The 23,321-nt window shown below is 60.8% G+C and carries 20 protein-coding genes and 4 pseudogenes; 14 read left to right on the forward strand and 10 right to left on the reverse strand.

The genetic code is table 11. The features are described 5' to 3' along the window. Nucleotide 1 precedes the first annotated feature (1 nt). From AC0L2Y_RS27265 to AC0L2Y_RS27275, 3 genes are all read left to right on the forward strand, one after another. Complete coding sequence (locus AC0L2Y_RS27265; RefSeq protein ID WP_473560743.1) at nt 2-1,084, forward strand: ABC transporter ATP-binding protein; 1,083 nt, start codon at nt 2-4, stop codon at nt 1,082-1,084. Beyond that, complete coding sequence (locus AC0L2Y_RS27270; protein WP_473560745.1) at nt 1,085-2,140, forward strand: hypothetical protein; 1,056 nt, start codon at nt 1,085-1,087, stop codon at nt 2,138-2,140. It abuts the gene before it with no gap. 182 nt (nt 2,141-2,322) lie between these two features. Next, complete coding sequence (locus tag AC0L2Y_RS27275) at nt 2,323-3,237, forward strand: sugar-binding transcriptional regulator (RefSeq protein WP_352913489.1); 915 nt, start codon at nt 2,323-2,325, stop codon at nt 3,235-3,237. A gap of 52 nt (nt 3,238-3,289) precedes the next feature. Here AC0L2Y_RS27275 and AC0L2Y_RS27280 read toward each other — a convergent pair whose 3' ends face one another. The 5 genes from AC0L2Y_RS27280 to AC0L2Y_RS27300 all read right to left on the reverse strand — a co-directional run bounded on the left by AC0L2Y_RS27280 (nt 3,290) and on the right by AC0L2Y_RS27300 (nt 8,148). Then, nucleotides 3,290-4,021, reverse strand: coding sequence for an ATP-binding cassette domain-containing protein (locus AC0L2Y_RS27280; RefSeq protein WP_473560746.1), 732 nt, complete (start codon nt 4,019-4,021; stop codon nt 3,290-3,292). Nucleotides 4,022-4,023: 2 nt separating this feature from the next. Continuing rightward, nucleotides 4,024-5,004 carry an ABC transporter permease gene (locus AC0L2Y_RS27285; protein ID WP_292655808.1) on the reverse strand — a complete coding sequence of 327 codons (981 nt, stop codon included), beginning with the start codon at nt 5,002-5,004 and terminating at the stop codon, nt 4,024-4,026. 181 nt (nt 5,005-5,185) lie between these two features. Then, nucleotides 5,186-6,169: a substrate-binding domain-containing protein gene (locus AC0L2Y_RS27290; protein WP_473560748.1), complete on the reverse strand. Its 984-nt coding sequence runs from the start codon at nt 6,167-6,169 to the stop codon at nt 5,186-5,188. Nucleotides 6,170-6,208: 39 nt separating this feature from the next. After that, entirely contained in the window at nt 6,209-7,414 is a 1,206-nt protein-coding gene (locus tag AC0L2Y_RS27295; protein WP_473560750.1) for a mandelate racemase/muconate lactonizing enzyme family protein, read from the reverse strand. 14 nt (nt 7,415-7,428) lie between these two features. Beyond that, on the reverse strand, nt 7,429-8,148 hold the full coding sequence (locus AC0L2Y_RS27300) for a FadR/GntR family transcriptional regulator (protein WP_352795865.1): 720 nt from the start codon (nt 8,146-8,148) through the stop codon (nt 7,429-7,431). Between the two features lie 365 nt (nt 8,149-8,513). Here AC0L2Y_RS27300 and AC0L2Y_RS27305 point away from each other — a divergent pair, with 365 nt between their 5' ends. From AC0L2Y_RS27305 to AC0L2Y_RS27325, 5 genes and pseudogenes are all read left to right on the forward strand, one after another. Further along, nucleotides 8,514-9,515, forward strand: coding sequence for a Tim44 domain-containing protein (locus AC0L2Y_RS27305; protein WP_473560751.1), 1,002 nt, complete (start codon nt 8,514-8,516; stop codon nt 9,513-9,515). A 170-nt stretch (nt 9,516-9,685) separates the two neighbouring features. Further along, nucleotides 9,686-9,988: a type II toxin-antitoxin system RelB/DinJ family antitoxin gene (locus AC0L2Y_RS27310; RefSeq protein WP_473560753.1), complete on the forward strand. Its 303-nt coding sequence runs from the start codon at nt 9,686-9,688 to the stop codon at nt 9,986-9,988. Further along, nucleotides 9,985-10,277: pseudogene (locus AC0L2Y_RS27315) on the forward strand (type II toxin-antitoxin system RelE/ParE family toxin). Before AC0L2Y_RS27310 ends, AC0L2Y_RS27315 begins: the two are co-directional and overlap by 4 nt. Before the next feature lie 301 nt (nt 10,278-10,578). Beyond that, nucleotides 10,579-10,929: an MbcA/ParS/Xre antitoxin family protein gene (locus tag AC0L2Y_RS27320; RefSeq protein ID WP_473560755.1), complete on the forward strand. Its 351-nt coding sequence runs from the start codon at nt 10,579-10,581 to the stop codon at nt 10,927-10,929. Nucleotides 10,930-10,937: 8 nt separating this feature from the next. Then, nucleotides 10,938-11,435 carry an RES family NAD+ phosphorylase gene (locus AC0L2Y_RS27325; protein ID WP_473560757.1) on the forward strand — a complete coding sequence of 166 codons (498 nt, stop codon included), beginning with the start codon at nt 10,938-10,940 and terminating at the stop codon, nt 11,433-11,435. A 128-nt stretch (nt 11,436-11,563) separates the two neighbouring features. On the opposite strand, the pseudogene AC0L2Y_RS27330 reads toward AC0L2Y_RS27325, so the two are convergent. The 5 genes and pseudogenes from AC0L2Y_RS27330 to tssH all read right to left on the reverse strand — a co-directional run bounded on the left by AC0L2Y_RS27330 (nt 11,564) and on the right by tssH (nt 17,334). After that, nucleotides 11,564-11,976: pseudogene (locus AC0L2Y_RS27330) on the reverse strand (PIN domain-containing protein). Beyond that, nucleotides 11,973-12,221, reverse strand: a complete 249-nt coding sequence (locus AC0L2Y_RS27335; protein ID WP_473560758.1) for a plasmid stabilization protein — start codon at nt 12,219-12,221, stop codon at nt 11,973-11,975. Before AC0L2Y_RS27335 ends, AC0L2Y_RS27330 begins: the two are co-directional and overlap by 4 nt. A gap of 517 nt (nt 12,222-12,738) precedes the next feature. Beyond that, nucleotides 12,739-13,872, reverse strand: a complete 1,134-nt coding sequence (locus tag AC0L2Y_RS27340; RefSeq protein ID WP_473560760.1) for a Fic family protein — start codon at nt 13,870-13,872, stop codon at nt 12,739-12,741. A 257-nt stretch (nt 13,873-14,129) separates the two neighbouring features. Next, nucleotides 14,130-14,538: pseudogene (locus AC0L2Y_RS27345) on the reverse strand (ATP-binding cassette domain-containing protein); the annotation flags it as partial. A 45-nt stretch (nt 14,539-14,583) separates the two neighbouring features. After that, nucleotides 14,584-17,334 (reverse strand): type VI secretion system ATPase TssH, encoded by a 2,751-nt coding sequence (gene tssH / locus AC0L2Y_RS27350; protein WP_473560761.1) that lies wholly within the window; start codon nt 17,332-17,334, stop codon nt 14,584-14,586. Between the two features lie 338 nt (nt 17,335-17,672). Between tssH and tssA the strand changes: the two genes are divergently transcribed. The 6 genes and pseudogenes from tssA to tssF form a co-directional block, all read left to right on the forward strand. Further along, a complete protein-coding gene (tssA, locus tag AC0L2Y_RS27355) occupies nt 17,673-18,851 on the forward strand; it encodes a type VI secretion system protein TssA (RefSeq protein ID WP_473560763.1) in 1,179 nt (392 codons plus the stop codon). Between the two features lie 6 nt (nt 18,852-18,857). Then, a complete protein-coding gene (tssB, locus tag AC0L2Y_RS27360) occupies nt 18,858-19,394 on the forward strand; it encodes a type VI secretion system contractile sheath small subunit (protein WP_473560765.1) in 537 nt (178 codons plus the stop codon). 2 nt (nt 19,395-19,396) lie between these two features. Continuing rightward, on the forward strand, nt 19,397-20,899 hold the full coding sequence (gene tssC / locus AC0L2Y_RS27365) for a type VI secretion system contractile sheath large subunit (protein WP_023720342.1): 1,503 nt from the start codon (nt 19,397-19,399) through the stop codon (nt 20,897-20,899). 46 nt (nt 20,900-20,945) lie between these two features. Further along, nucleotides 20,946-21,407 (forward strand): Hcp family type VI secretion system effector, encoded by a 462-nt coding sequence (locus tag AC0L2Y_RS27370; RefSeq protein WP_023678576.1) that lies wholly within the window; start codon nt 20,946-20,948, stop codon nt 21,405-21,407. Then, a complete protein-coding gene (gene tssE, locus AC0L2Y_RS27375) occupies nt 21,394-22,149 on the forward strand; it encodes a type VI secretion system baseplate subunit TssE (RefSeq protein WP_473560831.1) in 756 nt (251 codons plus the stop codon). Before AC0L2Y_RS27370 ends, tssE begins: the two co-directional genes overlap by 14 nt. A 1-nt stretch (nt 22,150) precedes the next feature. Next, a pseudogene (gene tssF, locus AC0L2Y_RS27380) lies at nt 22,151-23,321 on the forward strand (type VI secretion system baseplate subunit TssF); the annotation flags it as partial.

The raw sequence follows: 23,321 nt of genomic DNA on the forward strand, positions 1-23,321 counted from the left end.
TATGGCGTCTGTCACCATCAGCAACATAAAGAAGGACTATGGCGCCCTCTCGATTATCGATGGACTCGATCTCTCGATCGAGGATGGCCAGTTCGTCGTTTTGTTGGGGCCGTCCGGCTGCGGCAAGTCCACGCTGTTGCGCATGATAGCCGGTCTCGAGCCGATCACGTCCGGTGAGATCGCCATAGGCGACAGGGTCGTCAACACGCTCCATCCCAAAGACCGCAACATCGCGATGGTCTTCCAGAATTACGCGCTTTATGCGCACATGACCGTCTTCGACAACATGGCCTTTTCCATGCAGTTGAAGAAGCGCCCAACCGAAGAAATCAAACAGAAGGTCGGGTGGGCGGCATCGATCCTCAACCTGACACCCTATCTGGAACGGTATCCGCGCCAGCTTTCGGGCGGCCAGCGCCAGCGCGTCGCCATGGGCCGCGCCATCGTGCGAGACCCAACTGTATTCCTGTTCGACGAGCCGCTGTCCAACCTCGACGCCAAGCTGCGCGTGCAGATGCGCACCGAAATCAAGGAGCTCCACCAGCGGCTGAAGACCACCACGGTGTATGTTACGCATGACCAGATCGAGGCCATGACCATGGCCGATGTCATCGTCATCATGCGCGACGGCCATATTGAGCAGATCGGACGCCCGCTCGATGTCTACGATCGCCCGGCAAACCTGTTCGTCGCCTCTTTTATCGGCTCGCCCGCAATGAACATGTTCCATGGCGAGGTGGCTTCCGAGCGCGACGCCTGGGTGGTGCGGACCGACGAGCTATCCCTCCCGCTCCCGCCAGGGGCTGCGGTCCGGCCCGGCCAAAAGGTGATCTACGGCATTCGCCCCGAACATCTTCGACCAGTGGCCGACGGACGCGGCATCCCGGCGAGGATTACGGTTGTCGAGCCGACTGGCCCCGAAATCCACATCTTTGCCAGCATGGGCAACACCGCAATCTGCTCGGTGCTGCATGACCGCATGGAGCCCTCTCCTGGAGCTGTGATCCATCTGGAGCCGGCGCCTGAGCGAATCCACCTGTTCGACGAAGGCAGCGGCGAGCGGCTGGACAAGGGAAGAAGTTGAATGGCGCAGATAATTATCCTCGGCGCCGGCGTCATGGGCGCTGCCATGACGCTTCCGGCCGCTCACGCTGGTAACCGCATCACTCTTGTCGGCACTCATCTCGACGAGGAGATCGTCGGCTCGGTGGCCAGCACAGGCCGTCATCCACGCCTCAATATCACTCTGCCCGACGCGGTGACCGCCTGTGCCTGGACCGAATTCGGGGCGGCGATGAACAATGGACCCGATCTGCTTGTACTCGGCGTCTCGTCGGCCGGCGTTCCCTGGGCGATCGAACGCATTGCAGAAAGCATCAAGTCGCCCGTGCCGATCCTGATGATTACGAAAGGACTTGCAGCAAGCGACGAAGGCGTGGAAATCCTGCCGTATCTGCTTGCCCGCGAGATCGAGCAACGCACTGGCTTGTCTGCCCCTGTGATGGCCGTCGGCGGACCGTGCATTGCCGGCGAACTGGCCGCACAGCGCGACACCTCTGTGATCGTGGCCGGGCACAATCCCGACCAGGTGGCCGCGGCGTCCCGCCTTCTGCGCGCGCCCTTCTATCATGCGCGACCGTCATCCGATCTCGTCGGCGTCGAGATCTGCGCCGCTTTCAAGAATTTCTACACACTCGCCGTTGGGGCTCCCGTCGGGCTGCTGGAGCGCGACGGCAGGGCGCCCAATGGTGCGCTCATGCACAATCTTGCCTCGTCACTTTTCTCGCAGTCCCTCGCCGAGATGGCGATTCTGGTCGAAGCTCTGGGTGGAAAGATCGAAACAGTGCTGGGGCTGGCCGGCTCCGGCGATCTTTATGTGACCTGCCAGGCGGGCCGTAACGGTCGCATGGGGCGCCTGCTCGGCCGCGGCCTGCCCTATTCCGTGGCGAAGCGCGAACATATGAGTTCGGACACGGTCGAGGGCGCGCAACTGGCGCTGGACCTTGGTCCGACTTTGAAGAATATGATGGCCCGGGGCGTACTTCCCCATGATCGCCTGCCGCTGACGAGGGCCATCATCGACGCAATTTGCCATGATGCTCCGCTGGTTTTGTCCTTCGACCGCTATCATCGAAGCTAGAGGAGCCGGGAAACGCGATTGATGCCTCATATCGATGGGCACATGGCTCGGCCGAGCCCGCTCTGGACCCGCTGCGGCGGAGTGGACAGGATGATCTGATGGAGAAACCCGCACGAAAGAAACGCGACGGCCGCCAAGCCGTCACCAGTTCCGTCACGGCCGATCGCGAGGAAGGGCTGCTCGTGCGCGCCGCCTGGCTTGCTTATGTCGGTGACCTGACGCAAGCGCAAATCGCCAAGTCTCTTGGCCTGACGCGCCTTCGCGTCAACCGGATGCTGGCGCATGCCCGCCAGCGGGGGATCGTCCAGATTCGCATCAATTCCAAGGTGGCGAACTGCATCGAGCTGGAGCACCGGCTGCGGGACGCCTATGGAGTCTCCGACCCAATCGTGGTTCCGACACCGCCCGATCCTGCCCTGGTGCCACAGGTGATCGCAGCCGCTGCCGGTGAAGCCCTGTCGCATAGAATCCGTGACGGGATTTCGGTGGGCGTGGGATGGGGACGGACGCTCCAGCTCAGCCTGCGGTCAGTGACCGTGCGCCCCGTCAAAGGGATGTCGGTCGTTTCCCTGCTTGGCGGGCTCACGCGTGGATCGGCGATCAACATCTATGAAATCGCCTCGCGGCTCGCCGCGCTTTTTGACGCGGAATGCTTCTACATCGCAGCACCCGTGTTCACGGACACCGAAGCCACACGCGACCTGCTTATGCGCCAGTCCATTCTGGAAGACGCCTTCACCCATGCCCGCGACGTTGACGCCGCTTTCGTTTCGGTGGGCGCGGTGCACAAGGACGCCACCATCTTTCGGATCGGACTGGTAGGAGACGATGATCTCAGATCGCTTCGCGAAGCCGGAGCGGTCGGCGATATTTGCGGCCATTGGATCGGCGCCGACGGACAACTCGTCGATCACCCGCTAAACAGCCGCGTCATCGGCCTCGCCCCCGAACATCTGCGCGACGTCGACACCGTGATCCTGCCCTCCGGCGGCCTCGACAAGGTTCCGGTGCTGCGCGCGGTGTTGCGTCTGGGAGTCGTCGATGTGCTAATCACCGACGAGAAAACCGCTGAGGCGATCCTTGCGGAAAAGCCGTAGCGCAGACTGACCTCTACCAGCAGAGTGGCTCGCGAGTGATCGCTTCTCCACGTCACAGAACCTCGTGGATTTCCTCGATCGAAGTCTCGCCAATCCGCTTGTCGAGAACGATCTCGCCGCGCGCCATGGCAACGACCCGGTCACAGCATTCGAAAACATGATGCATGTTGTGGCTTATGAAGACGCTGGTGATATTCTGGGCCTTGAGGGCGCGAACGAAGCCGATCACCTTTCGCGTTTCCTTCACGGAGAGATGATTGGTCGGCTCGTCGAGGATCATGACTTTCGACTTGAAGTGCATGGCCCTGGCGATCGCCACGCCTTGGCGCTGGCCGCCCGACAGTTCGCCGACCAGCGCGTCGGGTGACCTCAGATGCAGATCGACGTCGGCGATCGCCTTGACGCTTTCGTCACGCATGCGCTTCTGGTCCAGGATGCCGATGCCGAAAACCGAGCGCTTCACCGGCTCGCGTCCAATGAAAACGTTGCGGGCGATGGTCATGGTCGGGACCATGGAATTGTACTGGTAGATCGTCTCGATGCCGCGATCCATGGCGTCGCGTGGGTTCGAGAAGCGGACCGGTTCGCCGTCGATCCTGATCTCGCCGCCATCGGGCTTTTGGGTGCCTGACAGGATGTTGATCAGCGTCGATTTGCCGGCGCCGTTGTCGCCGACGAGGCCCAGTGCCTCATTGGGGTAGATGTCCAGCGTGACGTTCTTCAAGGCGTGGACGCCGGAATACCATTTCTGGAGTCCCTTGATCGCAATGATGGGTGTCGCCATGATCAGGTCTCCACCTTCATTGCCCTGCCCCGCTTTCGAAGCCAGGCATTCATGACGACCGCGAAGATGGTCAGGAAGCCGATTGCCATCTTGAACCAGTTGGCGTCAACCTGGCTCAGCACCAGTCCGTTGTCGATGACGCGGATAAGGGCAGCCCCGATGATGCCGCCGAAGATGGTGCCGATGCCACCAGCCAGCGAGGCGCCACCGATGACGGCAGCCGATACGGCCTGCAACTCCAGCCCCTCGCCGATGGACGGCAACGGCGCGCCTAGCCGCATCACTTGAATGGTGCCGGCAAAGCCGGCGAGCACCGAACAGATCATAAAGCAGGCGACCTTCACCCGGGCCGTCGGAATGCCCATCGATTGCGCGGCGGGCAGAAAGCCGCCGGTGGCGCGCACCCAGTTGCCGAAGTTCGTGCGCGACAGGAGCACCGTCACCAGGATTGCCACGGCGACAAACCAGAAGAACGACATGCGAAAGAGGTCGCCCGGCCCCACATAGATCGTAAACAGCCATTTCGGCAGAGCGTTGGCTGGGATAACAGGAGGAAAGCCGCCGGAGATTACCACTGTCAGCGAACGCGCGATGAACAGCATGCCAAGCGTGGTGATGAAGCTTGGTATCGCGAAACGAATCGTGATGAACCCGTTGAAGAAGCCGATCAGAGCGGCGATCGCGAGGCCTGCGGCAAAGGCCGGCGCGAACGGCACGCCGGCCGCCAGCATCACTGCCATGGTCATCGGGGTCAGCGCAAAGACCGAGCCCACGGAAAGATCAAACTCGCCGCATATCATCAGCAGGGTCACGCCGATCGCGACCAGCCCCATTTCAGGCAGCAGCCCGAGCATTCCGCGCACATTCTGTGTGTTCAAAAATACGCCGTTCGAGCGAATCTGAAAGACGAGGAGGAGGAGGAGCAGGAACACAACCGCGGCAAGCTCCGGCTTCTCCAGATAAATCTTCATCAAGCGCTTCATCATTCGCTCCGGCTTGGGATTGTTTGCGCTGGCTTGTCGCATCGGCAAGGGGGATGGCGGCAGTCTGTCTTCTATCGGCCTTGACGGGGGAGACCCGTTGGAGGAAGGGCCAGGTCGTGCTGTCTGGCCCTCCCCCTTACCTCTCCGGGTAAAGAACGAGGAGAGGACGCCGGCTTCGCGCCTACCGCACGCCTTTTGCGGCCAATTCCTTCAGCTTAGGCACGTCTTCCTTGACGATGATGCCCTTGCCGGTGTCGATGTCTGCCGGCAGCAGACCGACGTTCTTGGCGAGATAGGCTTCCATCACCGGCATGAAGCCCTGCATGTAGGGCTGCTGGTCGACCTGGACCTGGATATAACCCGCTTCCATCTGTTGCAGGACCTCCGAGACGATATCGAAGCCGCCCATCAGCACCTTGCCCGGCTCGATGCCGCGATCGATCAGTACCTGGGCGACGTAGGCATGCCAAAGGCCGGTGTCGAAATACACCGTGGTGTCCGGGTGGGCAGACAGATAGGCGCCAACGCGATCGGCGACGACGGCGCCATCTGTGCCGGTGTCGAGCCGTTCAATGACCACTTCGCGTCCGGCATTCGCGGCCTTGTATTCCTCAAGGAACTTCATGACGCCGGCTGCGCGCTGTTCCGACCAGTTCTGACCGGGCGCGGAGACGCCGACGAGCGCCCTGATCTTCCCTTCCTTGGGGAAGAACTCCGACATCTTCTTGCCGAGTTCATAGCCGGCGGGAATGAAGCCCTGGCCGATGAAAGCCTGGCGGGCATTGCCGGCTGCACCCTCGGTGTCGTCGACGTTGGACCCGATGACCGTGACGCCGGCAGCGCGGGCGTCGGCGATGATCTGGTCGAAGGCATTGTTGTCGACGATCGAGGTGATCAGCGCGTCCGGTTTTGCCGCGAGAGCCGCCTGCATGTTGGCCGATTGTTGCTCGATCGAGCCTTCGGTCTGCGTGAAGACCATCTGGCAATTGGCCTGGATCTTGGCGCAGGCGTCGTCAAACCCCTTCTTCACCGCCTGCCAGAACGGGTTCGACGCCGACGAATGATGTGTGAAGACGATGTTCATCGGCTCCTGCGCTCGTGAGCCGATTGCCGAGCCTCCAGCCAGTACTGCTCCCAGGGCTGCCGAGATAAGTAGCTTCTTCATGGTTCTCCTCCTCCGTAGATAGCTGCTTCAGGTTCGTTTTCAGAGAGTCGACGCGTCGGTCACCCGTCGAAGCGCCGTGAAGGCGCGATCGATTTCCGGGTTCAGTTCCATGCCGAGGCCCGGTCCGGGAGGCACGGTGATCATGCCGTTCTTCACCTGCGGCAAAGCGGTCACAAGGTCGCGGTACCAGGTCTTGTAAAAGGCCCTGACACTCTCCTGGACAAGTGCGTTCGGCGCATTCAGCGACAGGTGGGTCGATGCGCCGAGCACCACTGGACCGGTGCAGTCGTGTGGCGCGACCGGCAGGTGCCATGCCTCAGCCATGGCAGCGATCTTGCGCGCTTCCGAGAGCCCGCCGCACCAGCTGATATCGAGCATAATGACACCGGCCGCTCCGGTTTCGAGAAGGTCGCGGAAAGCCCAGCGGGAACCGAGCGTTTCCGAAGCCGATATCGGCGCCAGCGAAGCCTCGGCATAGCGTTTCAGGCTGGACAGGCTGTCCATCCTGATCGGATCTTCGTGCCAGAAGGTCTTGTAGGGGGCAAGCTCGCGAGCGATCTGCATGGCCGGCAGCAGCTGCCACATTGAATGGAATTCAACCATGATGTCCATCTTGTCGCCGACCGCATTGCGGATTTTCTCGAATGGCGCCAGCGCCGAATTCAAGTCTGGCTGCGATATATACTGGCCGCGTGTTTTCTCGGCCGCCATGTCGAAGGGCCAGATCTTCATGGCCGTGATGCCTTCCTCCAATAACGAATGCGCCAATTCGTCGGCGCGGTGAAGGAAGCCGTTCAGATCATCATAGGCGTCGCCGGGCTTATCGAGCCCGTAGTTGGCCGTCGTCTGGCCGGTGGCCTTCTTGATGTATTCGGTTCCGGCACAGGTGTTGTAGGCCCTGATCTCGTGCCTGGTGAACCCGCCGAGGAGCTGTGCGATCGGCTGACCCGTCGCCTTTCCGAACAGATCCCAAAGCGCGATATCGAAAGCGGAATTGCCCCTGACTTCCGCGCCCGTCGATCGGAAGCCGAGATACCCGACGAGATCGGTGGCAAGCAGGTCGATCTGCAAGGGGTCGCGCCCGATCACGCACGGCGCGACATATTCGTGCAGATAGGTCTCGACGGTTTCAGCCATGAAGAAGGTCTCGCCCAATCCGACGAGGCCTTCGTCCGTGTGAACCAGGACCCAGAGAAGGTTCGGCCGCTCCTTGAGCCGCAGCGTTTCCAGTTTCGTGATCTTCATTGCGCCCCTGCTCCTCAGGCGATGCCGGCCGCCAGCAGGGCCTTGACGCTCTCGTCAAAATGCCTCGCCATCAGGTCACGCGCCGACTGGGGATCACCGGTCTCGATTGCTTCGGCGAGGTCGATATGGATCTGGATCATCTCCAACTGCTCGGCATCCGAAGGGCGGGTCCGCCAGCCGATCGGCCAGGTCTGGCGCGATACGCGCTCGAACGCGCCGACGATGAGGCTGAAAACCGGATTCTTCGCAGCCTTGGCGATTTCGAGGTGAAAGGCGAGATCGTGCTCCATGACCTGTTCCGGCCGCTGGAAATTCTCGCGCATGGCGAGCGCGTGCGTCCTGATCCTTTCCACTTCGTCGGCTGTTCTGCGCAAGGCCGCCAGCATGGCGGTGCGGGTCTCAATCGTGCGGCGCACGTCGTAGATTTGCTGCACCGTGATCTGCTCGGTGTGGACGCCATGCTCGATCACCAGCGACATGGCGCCATAATCCAGCTCGGCGACGGTAGCCCGTCTGCCTGCCCTCAAGTCGATAAGCCGCATGGCGGCGAGCGAGCTGAAGGCCTCGCGAACCACGGTACGCGAGACGCTCAATTGTCTCGAAAGCGCGGCCTCGCTGGGCAGCCGGTCGCCGGGCCCGAGCTCATGCGCGCGGATATGGCGCGTGATCTCGCCGATCGTATTGCTGACCAGGCTCGCTGCGTCGGAATGTTTTGCGGATACGGCCGTGCTCACGCAATCTCCAGTTCAGGAGTAGGCAAACCTGTATGGCAGGTTTTCCAGATATGTTGATATTACCTAGAAAAGCTGTATGTCAAGCTCGAAGTCATTCCCGGGAGACGGTCGGCGTCGTCGCCGGGAAACCGGTACCAGACGCTTGCATGACCGATGCTGTTGACGCGACCGATGCCGGTCGGCCGGGTGCGGGAGCCTGCGTGATCGAACAGCGATCATCGCGCTTGGGTAGGGCAGACATTCTCGTCGTGAACACCGGCAGGCGGCCGACCATGCCGCCCGAAAATATCTCGGCGGACGCTTCACTGATATTTCGATCGATGCACCCCATATGAGCGGAAGGGGTGTCACTTGAGGACTTGCCTATGCTGATTTCGCGTTGGGGACGGTTTGCAGTTTTGTTTGCTTTGTTTGCGGGGTTGTTCCTCGCATTTTCCATGGTCGCTGTGGATCACGCCGATGCGCGCCGTGGCGGCAGCTTCGGCAGTCGCGGCATGCGCACTTTCCAGCCGGTCCCGCCGACCAGAGTTGCGCCGCAACCGGCCGCACCGGTCGAGCGCTCGATGACGCCCAATACGCCAACGAACAATGCGGCCCGTCAGCCGCAGGCATTCCAGCGCCCGGGCTTCTTCAACGGCCTCGGCGGATCGATGATGCGGGGGCTGCTTCTCGGCGGTTTGATCGGCGTTCTTCTGGGCCATGGGTTCGGCGGCTTGGCCGGCATGTTGGGTCTTTTGCTCCAAATACTGCTGTTCGGCGGCGCGATCATGCTGGCGATCCGGTTTTTCCGCTCGCAGGCGGCGCAAAACCCGGCGCCAGCTATGGCCGGTGCTTCGCGGGGTACGGGGACCTTTGGGCGCAACGCAGCAGCCCGGCCCGAGCAGAGCAACGCTAAAGCGTTCCCCATTCCAGGTATCGGGTCAGGATATGGCGGAACGAACCAAGACAATGCTTCCGATGAGATCACACTCACCCAAACCGATCTCGACACGTTCCAACAGCGACTCACAGAAGTTCAGGAGGCATTCGGGCGCGAGGACCATGCTGCATTGCGCCGCCTGGCGACGCCGGAAATGGTGTCCTATCTGTCCGAGGAACTTGCCGACAATGCCAAAAAGGGCGTCAGGAACGACGTATCGGACGTAAGCCTGCTGGAGGCCGATATTGCGGAAAGTTGGCGGGAGGGTGATCGCGACTACGCGACGGCTGCTTTGCGCTATGAGTCTCGCGACGTGACCCGCGATCGCATCAGCGGCAAGATAGTTGAGGGCCAGGCCGATCGGCCGACCGAGACAACCGAACTGTGGACCTTCATGCGCCAGAACGGCGGGGACTGGAAGCTCGCCGCGATCCAGCAGCCTAGCTGATGTGCTTGCCAGCGCGATCAGAGTGGTCAGTTTTGAAGCCGTTTGACACACTTCGTGTTTCAGCTCCGCCTCGAAGTCGGGAACGGCAAATCGATCGGCTATGGGGCTTGCGAGGGTCTGGCAATTGTCATGCAGATGCATTACACTGACTATCACCGAAGGAGACTGCCATGGCCTCGAACGCACTGGTCCAGACCCGAATTGACGCCGAAGTGAAGGAACGCGCCACGGCGGTTTTGGAAAACATGGGACTGACGGTATCGGATGCCGTCCGTATCCTCTTAACCCGCACAGCGAACGAGGGCACGTTGCCGCTCGAGCTTGTCAGCAACAGCAACGCCCATGATGCCTGGTTCCGCGCGAAAGTTCTGCAGGCGCTTGATGACACCCGGCCGGACGTCGATGACGGCGAAGCTCATTTTGCTGGACGGCGAGCCGCAGCGCTTCGCAAAGCCGAGGCGGGCGAGCTTTGAGGCTCGTTTGGGCGCGGTTTGCGCTCTTCGATCGCGAGGACATCTTCACGCATATCGAGGCCGAAAATCCAGAGCGGCGGTTCATATCGACCAGCAGATCGTCCTTACGGCTCGCCGTCTAATAGACTTTCCGGAAAGCGGGCGACCCGGCCGGGTCGCCGGCACGCGCGAACTCGTGGTCCCTCGCACGCCCTATATTGCAGCTTACGTGGTGACGGCCGGCACGGTCCGCATCCTTCGCGTCCTACATGGCGCTCAGATGTGGCCGGACGAGATAGCCACGGAGTAGTCTCTTCCTCTTCGGAACGAGGACGTCAAACACACTTTCCAGCGCTGCTCTCTCGAGGGTTATGCATGTGGCTACGGATCCTCCAGCAGAAATCTGACGTTTGAATGCCAGCCAGGCCTCGAGCGCTCCTTCAATCGCCGCATACGCAAATCATTTGCCGCATTTTATGCGGCAAATATCGCAGCTTAACACCGCACGGTCGCGGCTTCCAATTCCTTCACTAAGCGCTCTCCTCTTGAATGCCTCCTTTTTTGACGCTAATTCCCGTCAGGATATGAGGCATTTGCGCTTGGGATTGACAATGGCATTGGCCCAGTACTCCGACGATGGCTTCTTTGCTCCGCGCAAGATTGCCGACGCCTTTCGCACGACGAGCGAGGAAGTCGCCCGGACTGCCGGGCTGGGCAAGGACGCCGTTCAGCGCAAGGAGCGGGTCCGGTCGGACAAGACGCAGCGCCGCCTGCGTGAGATGCTCGAGGTGATCAACAAGGTCGAGCCGCGCTTCGGTTCAACCCTGATCGCCTATGCCTGGTATCGATCGGAGCCGCTACCGGGGTTTTCGGGCCAGACCGCGATGCAACTGGTTCGCAGTGGCCGTGCGGACGAGGTGCTTGATTACATCGATGCCGTTGATGCCGGCGTCCACGCCTGACTGCTTCGATGCTCTATCGCGGTGCGCTCTATCGTGCCCTCAATCCGATCCATGCGCGAGAACCGCTCTCGGGCCGCGGCGCCGAACTCTATGGAGGACGGTTCAATCCGAAGGGCGTGGCAGCGCTCTATTCCTCGCTGTCCGTAGTGACAGCGCTGAGGGAAGCCAATCAGGCGGGCAGCCTGCAGCCGACCACCCTCGTCGCCTACAACGCCGAGATTGAGGACATATTTGACAGCCGGGATGAGGACGCCCTGAAAGCTGAGGGAATGAATCCCGCTGTCCTTTCCGATACGACCTGGCGCGAGCAGATGAACGTTTCTAGAGAGGCGATGACCCAGACCTTTGCCCGGCGCCTGATGGCCAACGGGTTCAATGCGCTGTTGGTCAAAAGCTTGGCGCCCGGCGCGACCGACAACGACTTGAATCTCGTGCTCTGGCGGTGGAGCGACAGAGCCCCCTCACGCCTCACCTTGATTGACGATGAAAATCGGCTTTCGCGCTGACGCCGGCTTGTGTCGAGACGCGGCGCCAGGTGCGGCGATCTGGCCGAGATGACGAGAAATATTGCGGGACTGAAGCCCGGGGTGCAAGAAGAACAGCCGCTGCCTGCTTACTCCGCTTTCCAAAGGCCTCAAAACTCCCACGGAGATGTCAGAACAAGTCCTACAGTGCCAAAGTCGTTCAGGTTGCGGGTTGCGAGGCGGCCACCGTTTACTCGAGCAATCGCCGCGATCATGCCATCGGGTGCCGACATCCCGCGACCTTGGCGGGCAGCAGCACCCATAATTTCGCCGTAAGCCAGCGCAGCTTCTTCAGTCAGACCGAAGATGCGGTCCGCGAAACGCCGGCGCCAGTCTGACAGCCCTTGCTCCAGTCGTTCAGAACGCTGGTCCGGTCTTATCTTTTGATGCCAAAGGCGATCTGGGCAATTGTCACGGTTGGAAGCGCGAGTTCGGCATCATATCGGACTAGCCAGCCAAGGACCGCCTCGTTAGGAGCCTTCCTAAGGGTTTCGGAAACGACATTGGTATCCAAGAAGATCAAAGCTCAACGCCTGGATGCAGCCGGCGACTCTCACGGATCACTGCTTCAAGGTCGATGTCTGTGCCGGATTGCGCTGAAAGACGGCGATAGAAGGCCGAAGCTGGCTCGCGACCGGCCTCGCGGACCTCATAGGATTCGAGCGCCCGTTCCACCACATCAGCAATCGAGCGGTTTTCACGGCGGGCAAGCCGGTGTGCAATATCGCGCGCTTTGGCACTGCGGACTGAGAGTTGTGGCTCGGCCATATTGGTCCCGTTCCGTTTCATATGGCTTATTAGACAAGTTCTCGCTGCTGGCAAGATGGCTAATGATGGCTGGCCATCGCCAGTTCATTTCAGTAAGTCCGAGGGAGCATTGCAATTGTCCCCGTCGCAAATCGGCCGGTTCGATCGATCACTCCCGTCAGAACTTGATGCTCTCCAAATAGATGGTGCGATGATGAAGTGCCTGGCGAGGACCTCGCTTTAAGGAGGAGCCGACAACCGAGGAATTCGACCTGTCGTTAGCCGCCGTTTCCGCGGACCCCTGTGCGGCGCCACCAATCTTGCGTAGACATGCCTGCCGGCAGTTACGGCGAGAACGGAAATATTGCCGTAGGTGCTCGCTTCCCGTGGCGCAACTTCCTTCGGTTTGCGACCGATGGACTTGGCCAGTGCCTACCGAGGAGCGGCATAGAGACATAGGGGTATTTTCCGAGCTAATCGAGCGTGCCAACCTAGCTCTGGGCACGCGATGTCGGCTCACGCTCCTAGTTCAACGGTATCACCGACGCGCGCGATCCCGCTCATCGTCCAATCGGGCCAGCGAATAGCTGGTGCTGCGCCCGCCCGCTTCATCTCTCACGAGTATCCCTCGCGCCACGAGATCATTGATGTCGCGTAAGGCCGTGTCAGATGAGGTCTTGGCGAGTGCTGCCCATTTCGAGGAGGTGAGCTTGCCTTCGAAGCCGTCCAGGAGGCGATTGACGACTTTGCGCTGGCGTTCGTTCAGAGGTCGTTGGACCATCTCCTCCCAGAAACGGGCCTTTCGCAGCACATTGGCCAAAATTTCCTCGGCCCCGCTGAAGGCGCGGTCGAGGCAGCTTAGAAACCATTGCAGCCAAGGGGTGATGTCAAGATTGCCCTTCTGCGTTCGCTCGAGGATCGCGTAATAGTCCTTCCGCTCCGCCCGGATTTGCGCGGACATACTATAGAAACGCTGAGCGCTGTCCTCAGATCGCGCCAACATCATGTCGGCGATCGCCCGGGCGATACGGCCGTTGCCATCCTCGAAGGGATGAATGGTGACGAACCATAGATGTGCAACCCCAGCCTTCAGAACGGGATCAAGCGGTGCGTGACCGTTGAACCAGTCGATGAACGCGGCCATTTCGAGCTCAAGCCGGGCTGCTTCCGGAGCTTCATAGTGGACTTTCTCCCGACCGATGGGACCTGAGACGACCTGCATCGGACCAGAAGATTCATCCCGCCACGCACCAACAACGATCTTCGTCATGCCGCTGCGCCCGGTTGGAAACAGGGCCGCATGCCAGGCGAACAACCGCTCATCCGTAAGCAGCGCCTGATAGTTCTGAGTTGCATCGAGCATCATCTCGACCACGCCCTCGACATCCCGGTCGACTGGCGCCAGCGCGCCAATATCCATGCCCAATCGGCGGGCGATGGAAGACCGCACCTGTTCCTTGTCGAGAATCTCACCTTCGATCTCGCTGGATTTGAGTACGTCCTCGGTTAGGGTGCGAAGGACCGCCTCGGCACGCAGTTCAAAGCCTAGCGCCGCCATCCGCCCGAGCAGCCGGCCCTGCCGATGGCGCACCGTCGCCAGTTGGTCTGCAAGGTTCTGGCTGCGCCACTCGAACTGCGGCCAGTTCTCAAGCTCGTGGATATAGGTGGCCATATTCTCCGCACTCCTTGCGTCGAATATGGGCTTCAATCTCCGCATACGCAAGATCTTTTGCCGCATTGTATGCGGTGAATAGTGCAGTTTAACACCGCACGGTCGCGACTTCCAATTTCCTTCACTATGAGCTTCCCTTTTGAATGCCTCCCATTTTGACGCTATGTCCCGTCAGGACATGGGGCATTTTGCAGCTAGGGATGGACAATGGCACTGGTCCAGTACTCCGTGGATGGCTTCTTCGCTCCGCACAAGATCGCCGACTCCTTTCGCACGAAGGCCTCCTTGGCGATGCCCGTTTCCACGACCCTCCCGCCGTTCATGACGACCATCCGGTCCGCCATGGATGCGGCGACTTCGAGGTCGCGGGTGATCATGATCACCGCCATGCCGGTCTCGCGCTGGAGATCGCGCAGCAGATCGGGATCTGCGCTTGCACACTGACGTCCAGAGCGGTCGTCGGTTCGTCGGCGATCAGGATGTCCGGCTTCAACGCGATCGCCATGGCAATCATCACGCGCTGACGTTATCCGCCGGAGAGCTGATGCGGATAGACGGCGACGCGGTTTTCCGCCTCTGAATGCCCACGGGTCGAAGCAGGTCTATCGTCTTGGCGCGTGCGTGCTTGCCCCTTCCCGCATCGTGGCTCTCATAGACCTCCTCGAGTCAGTGCAGGAGGTGGCCGAAGAGCGCTAATACTATCCGCCTGCCCTATTCGAAAGAATAGGTGAAGCCTTGGGCTGAGGCACCAACCGTCACCTTCGTCATCTTTTCACCAGCGAGCGATCGGTTCAGCACGCCGCGGCTCAACTCCGGGAGGAGCGTGTTGGTCAGAATTGCGTCAATCATCCTGCCGCCCGATTCGATTTCCGTGCAGCGGGCCTTGACCAGATCCATGACACCGTCGCCGATGACCAATTCCGCATCGTTGGTTGCGCGCAGCCGGCGAGCAATCTTGGCGAACTGGTGACGAGTGATCGCTTCAATCATCGAATCCGAAAGCGGAAAGTAAGGGATGGTCACCACCCGGCCGAGAAAGGCCGCAGGAAAGACCTTCAGCAACGGGCTGCGCAACGCGGTGTCCAATTCGTCGAGCCCTGCCCGTTCCGCCCCGTTCCTTGTCCGGCCCATGATGACTTCTGAGCCGACATTCGACGTGAGCAGGATCAGCGTGTTCTTGAAATCGATGCGTCTGCCTTCACTGTCGTCCATCATCCCTTTGTCAAAGACCTGGAAGAAGATTTCGTGCACGTCCGGATGGGCCTTCTCGACTTCGTCGAGCAGGATCACCGAATAGGGCTTGCGCCGAACCGCCTCGGTGAGAATTCCGCCTTTGCCATAGCCGACATAGCCGGGCGGCGCGCCCTTCAAAGTGGAAACCGTATGCGCCTCCTGGAATTCAGACATGTTGATCGAGATCAGGTTCTGCTCTCCGCCGTAGAGCGTTTCGGCCAGTGCCAAGGCGGTTTCGGTCTTGCCGACGCCCGAGGGACCGCAAAGCAGGAATACGCCCACCGGCTTTTCCGGGGCGCCGAGACCGGCGCGGCTGGTCTGCACGCGCTTGGCAATCATCTCCATGGCGTGATCCTGTCCGACAACGCGCTCGGACAGAGTGGCCGCGAGGCGCAGCGCCTTCTCGGTCTGACTCGACAGCATCCGCCCCGTCGGGATGCCCGTCCAGTCCTGAACCACGGCCGCCACGGCGTTGCGGTCGACCGATGGCAGGATAAGCGGTGTTTCGCCTTGCGCCTCCGCCAGTTCGCTCATCAGTTCGCGCAACCGAGCGAGATCGGCAGCCGGATCGGGAGGAGAAATGCCGCCTGCCGCCGGAACCTTCGTCCCGGGGTTGGATCGTTCGGCCTCCGGCGGGTCCACGCTCTCTGTCTCAGTGGCGGCCTCCTGCCCTTCCACGGCATCGAGAGGCACGCCGTCACCGCGCAGCCTGGCGCGCAGTTCGAGTATCTCGGCCACCAGAGCCTTTTCACGCTCCCAGCGCTCCTGCGCAGCCGCAAGCGTGCGTTCGGTCTCCGCAAGCCCGGCATCGACCCGTGCCTGCCGCTCGGTCACCTCGATGCCGATTGCAGCCTCGCGGCCGATGATGCCGCGCTCGACCTCCAGCGCCTGGCGACGGCGCATAATGTCCTCGACCTCGGCCGGCGTGGCGTGCTGCGATACGGCGACACGCGCGCAGGCGGTGTCGAGAAGACTGACCGCCTTATCAGGCAGCTGCCGCGCTGGGATGTAGCGATGCGACAGGGCGACCGCCGCGTCGATCGCCTCGTCCAATATCTGCACCTTATGGTGCTGTTCCAGGACGCCGGCCACCCCGCGCAACATGAGAATGGCCACCGCTTCGGGCGGCTCGTCGATCTTTACCACCTGGAAGCGGCGGGTTAGCGCCGGGTCTTTCTCGATGTGCTGTTTGTATTCCGCCCAGGTCGTTGCCGCTATGGTGCGAAGCTCGCCGCGCGCCAGCGCCGGTTTGAGCAGATTGGCAGCGTCGCCGGTTCCGGCAGCACCACCGGCGCCTATCAGGGTATGGGCTTCGTCGATGAAGAGGATGACCGGCGCCTCGGACGATTGAACCTCGTCGATAACAGCCTTCAGCCGCTTTTCAAATTCACCCTTTACGCTAGCGCCTGCCTGCATCAATCCGACGTCGAGCATGCGCACGCTCACTCCCTGCAGTGGGGGCGGCACATCGCCTTGGGCGATGCGCAGAGCAAAACCCTCCACGACTGCAGTCTTTCCGACACCCGCCTCGCCGGTCAGGATCGGATTGTTCTGCCGCCGTCGCATCAATATGTCGACAATCTGCCTGATCTCCGGATCGCGGCCGACGACCGGGTCGATCTTTCCGTCGCGGGCGCGCTGGGTCAGGTCGGTGGCATATTTGGCCAGTGCCGAATCCCCGCTGGGATGCCGCCGCGGCGCCTCTGCCGCGGTCACCGCAGGCGCAGCGCCGGCTTCGAGTGAGCCCTCCGTGACATCGGCAAAGCGCGCCACGACGGCGTCGGCGTCGATCTTGTCGAACTCGCCGCTGATCTTCGACAGCAGACCTTCCAGCACCGGTGTCTTCAGGCAAGCAAGCAGAACATGTGCGCTGCGGACCTCCTCCACGCCGAATTCCAGTGTTGCCAGATTCCAGGCCTCCTGGATGGCGTGGAAGATATGGTCGGAAAACTCTTCGATCGACGTTGCGCCATAAGGCAGTTTGTCCACCGCACGCGTCATATCGGCCGTAAGTCGGCTCGCATCCAGTCCCGCATCGGCGATCATCATTTGCACATCCGAGCGGTCGGAGAGTACCAGTTGCTCGATAAAGTGGACGAGTTCGACGTAAGGATTGCCGCGCAGCTTGGCACTGTCGGCCGCTGCCTTAAAGGCGCGCAAGCCTACAGTATTGAGCTTGCCGACCAGTTCCTTGCGCTTGAAACTCTGCGATGACCGGCGCTGTTCCATCGAACGTGCTCCTGCATTCTGCAAGTTGATAACCTGCCACATAAGCAGCCGCTTGACAAAGTGCGTGATGAACAAAGGTTTCGATGCACCGATTATGCGGGCTCCCACCATTGGTGGAAGATCCCGCATCGTCGGCCGCAAACAACGAGGGACCCGACATCCCGCCACGACGCATTCCCGATTCAGGGCTCGGCGATCACGCCACCGGATTTCACAATCAAGACAAGGCTGCATTAGCTTTTGTTAATTTTTTCCGCACTCGCTGAATTGTGGAAAAGCGCAACCGTGTGATAACGTAGGGGCAGGTCGGCCTCAGGGCCGGTGACTGGGGGATCCGTGTGATCGACGTCGCACTCTGGCTTGCTCCGCTCGACGGTGAAAATCCGTCCGGAGAGGATTTGCGTAACGATCCGGCGTTTCACGAACTGGAGCGCCTGACGGAGCCCCAGGTCAAGGTTGTCCATGACGGCAACAACAGGCCGATCTCGCAAAGCACCATTCCCGTCGACTGGCCAGCAGTGCTCACCAAGGCCGAGGAATTGCGCGCGCGTGGTCGGGACCTGCGCCTGATTGTCATTGTCACACGCGCACTGGCCAACGAGCAGGGACTGGCCGGCTTGGCGCAGGGTCTGACGCTTATTGGGCGGACATTCGACCAGCATTGGGAATCCATGCACCCGGCGCTGCGACCCAACACGTCGCCTCGTGAGGCCGCATTGCGCCGCATCAACGCACTGCTTGATCTTCAAAATGGTCAGGACGGGCTGCTGGCCAACCTGCGTCAAATGACTTTCTTTGCGCCACGCTCGATCGGGCCGATCAGCGGACGCGACCTGGAACACGCTGCTCTCGACGACCGCGTCATGCTGCAAGAAGCAGCGTCAGGGTTGAATGCGGCCGAAAAGGCCGCGCTTGTCAGTGCGCACGGACAACTGTTGAACCGGGTTCGTGCCGGATGCGCGGCGCAGGCGGATCAAGCCAATGAGGAAATGCAGTTGCTCATCGCCGATGCGCGCGCGGCGGTCACGGCACTGGAAGCCGTCGAGACAGCCCTCAACGCTCGCCTTGAAGGCAGCGGCGGGACCACCATTCCGGAATTAAAACGGTTCCTGCAGCGTTTGCTGACAACCCTCGAGCGCAACTCGGCTGCCGGCGCGATGGCGAATGGCTCGGCAAAGCCGCCCCCTTCGCCTGCAGAACCGGTAATGCCTGCCCGAAACGGTCATGGAGCCGATACTATGGCAAGTGTGGCTAGCTACCCTGACTCGAGCACCGGACTTCCCGACCGGATTACTTCGCGCGACGACGTGGTGAAATGCCTGGACCTCGTCGTCGCGTTTTATGACCGCACCGAACCGTCGAGCCCGATTCCCCACCTCGCCCGCCGTGTACGCCGGATGGTGCATATGGATTTTGTTGAACTGATGGAAGATCTCGCCCCGTCGGGACTGAAGGAGTTCCGGCTTCTTGCCGGCGTTCCCGATGCCAAGAAGACGGCTCAGAAGGATGAAAGGTAGCAAGCAATGCCAGCCGAAAGCAAAGCCAAGGTCATCGAACGAAATCGCGCGCCGCGGGTGCAGATCGCCTATGACGTGGAAACCTATGGCAGTCCAACGACAATCGAGCTGCCGTTTGTCATGGCCGTCATGGCCGACCTTTCGGGGGCTTCGCAGACGAAGGAAGCGATCAAGTCGGTGCTGGACCGCTCCTTTGTCGAGACCGATGCAAACCGGTTTCCGCGTTTCATGGAGGCACTTGGACCACGCGTGAAAGCTCGCGTGAAGAATACGCTGCCGCAGGCCGAAGGCGCCGAGCGGGACGAGGAGCTGGCGCTCGACCTTACCTTTACCAAGATGGGCGATTTCGCGCCGGACAAGATTGCCGAGCAGGTGCCCCAATTGGCCGAAATCCTCAAGATGCGCCGCCAGCTCGAGGAACTTCTTGGCTTCATGGACGGGCGCGTCGACGCCGAAAAGCGCATTGCGCAACTGCTGAACAACGAACCGCTTCTTGGCAAGATCGCCAGCCAGGCGCTGGCGGACGACAAGGCAGGGGAATGACCATGGCCGAACAGCAAAAAACCGCCGCCGTCGCCGAGGCGGAAACCATCGATCTTGGAGAATTCAGCGGGCTCCTCGAGAAGGATTTCAAGGTCAAGAAGGACGACAGCGAAAAGCTGCAGCAATTGGTGCGCAATCTCGCACTTGCCGCGCAGACGCGTTCCGACACCACGACCATCTCGTCGAATGCGATCAAGTCGATCAAGTCGCTGATTGCCGGAATCGACAAGATGCTTTCCGAACAGGTCAACGAGATCCTGCACGCGCCGGAAGTGCGCGAAATGGAGGGCACATGGCGTGGCCTGTGGTATCTCGTCAACAATACCGAGACGGATCAGAAGCTGAAGATCCGGGTGATGAACATCTCCAAGGAGCAGCTGGCCGACACGCTTGAGGATTATGAGGGCCAAATGTGGGATCAGAGCCCGATCTTCAAGAAAGTCTACACGGACGAGTATTCGATGCTTGGCGGCGAGCCGATCGGCTGTGTGATCGGCGCCTATGAATTCTCCAACCACCCGCGCGACGTCGGTCTGCTGCGCAATATCTCCGGCATCTGCGCCTCAGCGCATACGCCTTTTATCGCAGCTGCCTCGCCTCGCCTGTTCCGCATGGACAGCTGGCAGGAATTGCCTAATCCGCAGGACCTGCAGCAGATCGTCTCCAACCCCGCCTATGCCTCCTGGCAGTCGCTGCGCGAGAGCGAGGATGCACGCTACATCGGCCTGACCATGCCTCGCGTTCTGGCGCGGCTGCCGTATGGCACCGATACCGTTCCGGTGAAGGGCTTCACCTTCGAGGAGGAGGTGCATGGCGACCACAACAAATATGTCTGGATGAACGCCGCCTTCCCGATGGGCGTGAACATAAACCGCAGCCACAAGCTCTATGGCTGGGGCACGCAGATCCGCGGCGTCGAAAATGGCGGCACGGTCCTCAACCTGCCAGTGCACAGCTTCCCGACCGATGATGGCTCCATAGCGATGAAATGTCCGACGGAGGTCGCCATCGACGATCGGCGCGAGGCGGAGCTGGCCAAGCTCGGCCTGATGCCCATCCTGCACCGGAAAAACACCGATCTCGCCGCCTTTATTGGCGCCCATTCGCTCCAGGACGACGAGACAAGGGCGGGACGGCTGGTCGACCCCGATGCGCAGGCAAACGAGCGGCTGAGCGCCAACCTGCCCTACCTCTTCCCGGTCTCGCGCTTTGCCCACTATCTCAAGGCGATCGCGCGCGACAAGGTCGGTTCGTTCAAGGAGCGCTCCGATATGCAGATCTGGCTGACCGAATGGATCAACCGGTATGTGCTTGCCAACCCGGCCTTTGCCGACGACAAGGCGCGCGCCAAGCGCCCGCTCGCCGCCGCCGAGGTTCAGGTCGACAGCGTGGAGGGACGCCCCGGCTACTACAATGCCCGCTTCTATCTGCGCCCGCATTATCAGCTGGAAGGAATCAATGCCTCGCTCCGGCTGGTCTCGGAACTTCCGTCCGTAAAGACTTGATTTGCAGCAACAACATCTTGGTTTTTGAAAGCGGTGGAGAAAGACAATGCCCACAAATACGAAGATTGATGGCTTTCTTAAGGTTCCGGATATCAAGGGTCCAAGCACTCGTGATGGCCATGAGGACGAAATCGAAATCCATGGCGTCGATTACAAGATGATCGCACCCTATGATCCAAATTCGCTCTCGCGCCGCGGTCGTGTGTCCTTGGGTATGATCAAGTTCACCAAGCATTATGACAAATCCTCGCCCTACCTGAAAAAGGCGCTGTTCGAAAACAAGGCCCTGGACGAAGTCGTGTTTTCGGCACGGCGGACCATTGATGGCGAGACCAAAGATTACCTGGTCGTCACACTCACCGACGCCTCGATTATGGAATACGACATGTCGCAAGCCGAGGATGAGGAGGATCTGATCGAGGAGGAGGTCAGCTTTGCCTACAAGAAAATAAAGTTCGTCTACGACGACAACGACGAAATCGAAATGGATGTCTATGTCGGCAAGTGAGGCCCGGCGGCCCGGCGCGGACAAGTCGCTGGGTAGCGGCAGCTCGCGAGCAAAGCGCGAAGCCGTCCAGCCCTCTCTGTGGGACCGCCTTGTAAACGATCTGCCGGGTATGACCTCCGAGATTGACGGTTTGCGCCAGGCACTGCAGGATGAGCTTGGCGCGGAGCGGCTGGACAATCTGGTTGCGGCCAGTGCGCGGCTCATCGATACCGACGCGGAGTTGACGGCCGACCAGAAGCGGCGTCTGCATCGCCTCGCCTTTCAGAGCCAGCACCGCGCTGAAATCGAAAGCCGCGGCGTGGTGGTGTCGGCTCGTGTGCTCAAGGAAGCCGTGCGGCGCGATGTCGAGGCTTTGTTCAATACCGAGCGCTTCGAGGCCGTTCCGCTTCTTTCCGATCTTGAAAGCGAACAGGTCGCGGACAACCCGCCGTCGCTGGCCGATTTTCCGGAGGTGCGTCGCAGCGTCGTCAATTACGGAGTGCCTTCCTTCTCGGGCCGTTCTTCCCGCGACTTTGATCGCGAGTCCCTTGCGCGCGAGATCCGCTCGGTGCTTGCCACCTTCGAGCCGCGTCTCAAGGACAGTGCAACAAAGGTTACGGTAACCCTTGGCGACAAAACCGTGGGCCTGAAGATCGAGATAGATGCGGTGTTGATCATGACGCCGACGCCCGAACGCATGCGCCTGCGCACCACGATCAATCTCGATAACGGCTTGGCTCGGACCGAATTTAGGGAAACCTGAGATGGACCGGGTCTTCGTAGAATATTACGAGGAGGAACTGACCCATATCCGTGCGCTCGCGGCAGAATTTGCCGACATGCATCCCGCGGTGGCGCGCAACCTTTCACTCGATACGGTCCCCTGTCCGGACCCTTACGTCGAGCGGCTGCTTGACGGCGTTGCTTTCTTGGCCGCGCGGACCCGGCTCAAGGTCGATGCGGAACGCTCGCGCTTCTCGCGCGCCGTCCTTGATGTTCTCTATCCCGATCTTGTCACGCCAGCACCGGCAACGGCCATGGTGGTGTTCAAACCCGGCCAGCAGGTCCAGACAATGATTGGGGGCCATGTCGTCAAGCGCAAAACGCGTCTGGTTTCCAGCCTCCTGCCAGGCCTGTCGACGCGTTGCACGTTCACCACCGCCCAGGACATCACGCTGTGGCCGATTGCCATCACCTCGGTCGGCTATTTTCAGGATCGCAGCGCCTTGGCTGCAGCCGGCATCGCTCGGATCGGCGGTGTGAATGGCGAGGCGGCGCTTCGCATCACACTGGCTCGTACCGGAAAAGGCAAGCTCGACGAACTGTCGCTCGACCGGCTTGATCTCTACTTTTCCGCGCGCACCAAGGCACCACTGCTTTTCGACGCGATTTTCGGCGCCTGCTCGGCCCTTGGTGCACGGCCGGAAGGCAAAGCCAACCCGATATCGCCGTTGCCGGTACCTGAAATGGTCGGCATCAACGATGACGAGGCGCTGATGCCTCGTACACGTCCGACCTTCGAAGGGTACCGTCTTCTGCGCGAATATTTCATGATGCCGGAGCGTTTTCATTACGCTCGGATTTCGGGATTGCAGCCCATCGTGCGCACATGCACAGCCGAACTCGAGATCATCTTCATCTTCAGGCGTCCGGTGCCTGAACTTGCCGATGTGACGGCGGCCGATTTTGAACTTTTCGCAACGCCGATCATCAATCTGTTCGAACGTGAGTGCAACGTCGTCGAGCTCGATCCGCGCAAGACGCGGCAGGTGCTGCATGCCGACCGCACGCGAGCGCGGGACTTCGAAATCTATCGGGTTGGGGGGGGGGGGGGGGGGCGCCGCCCGGGCGGCGCGCCCCCCCCCCCCCCCCCCACCCCACCCCCCCCCAACCACACCCCCGGCAGGGGGGGTTTATAATAAAAACAACCCCCCC

The organism is Mesorhizobium sp. WSM4830, from assembly GCF_055811495.1.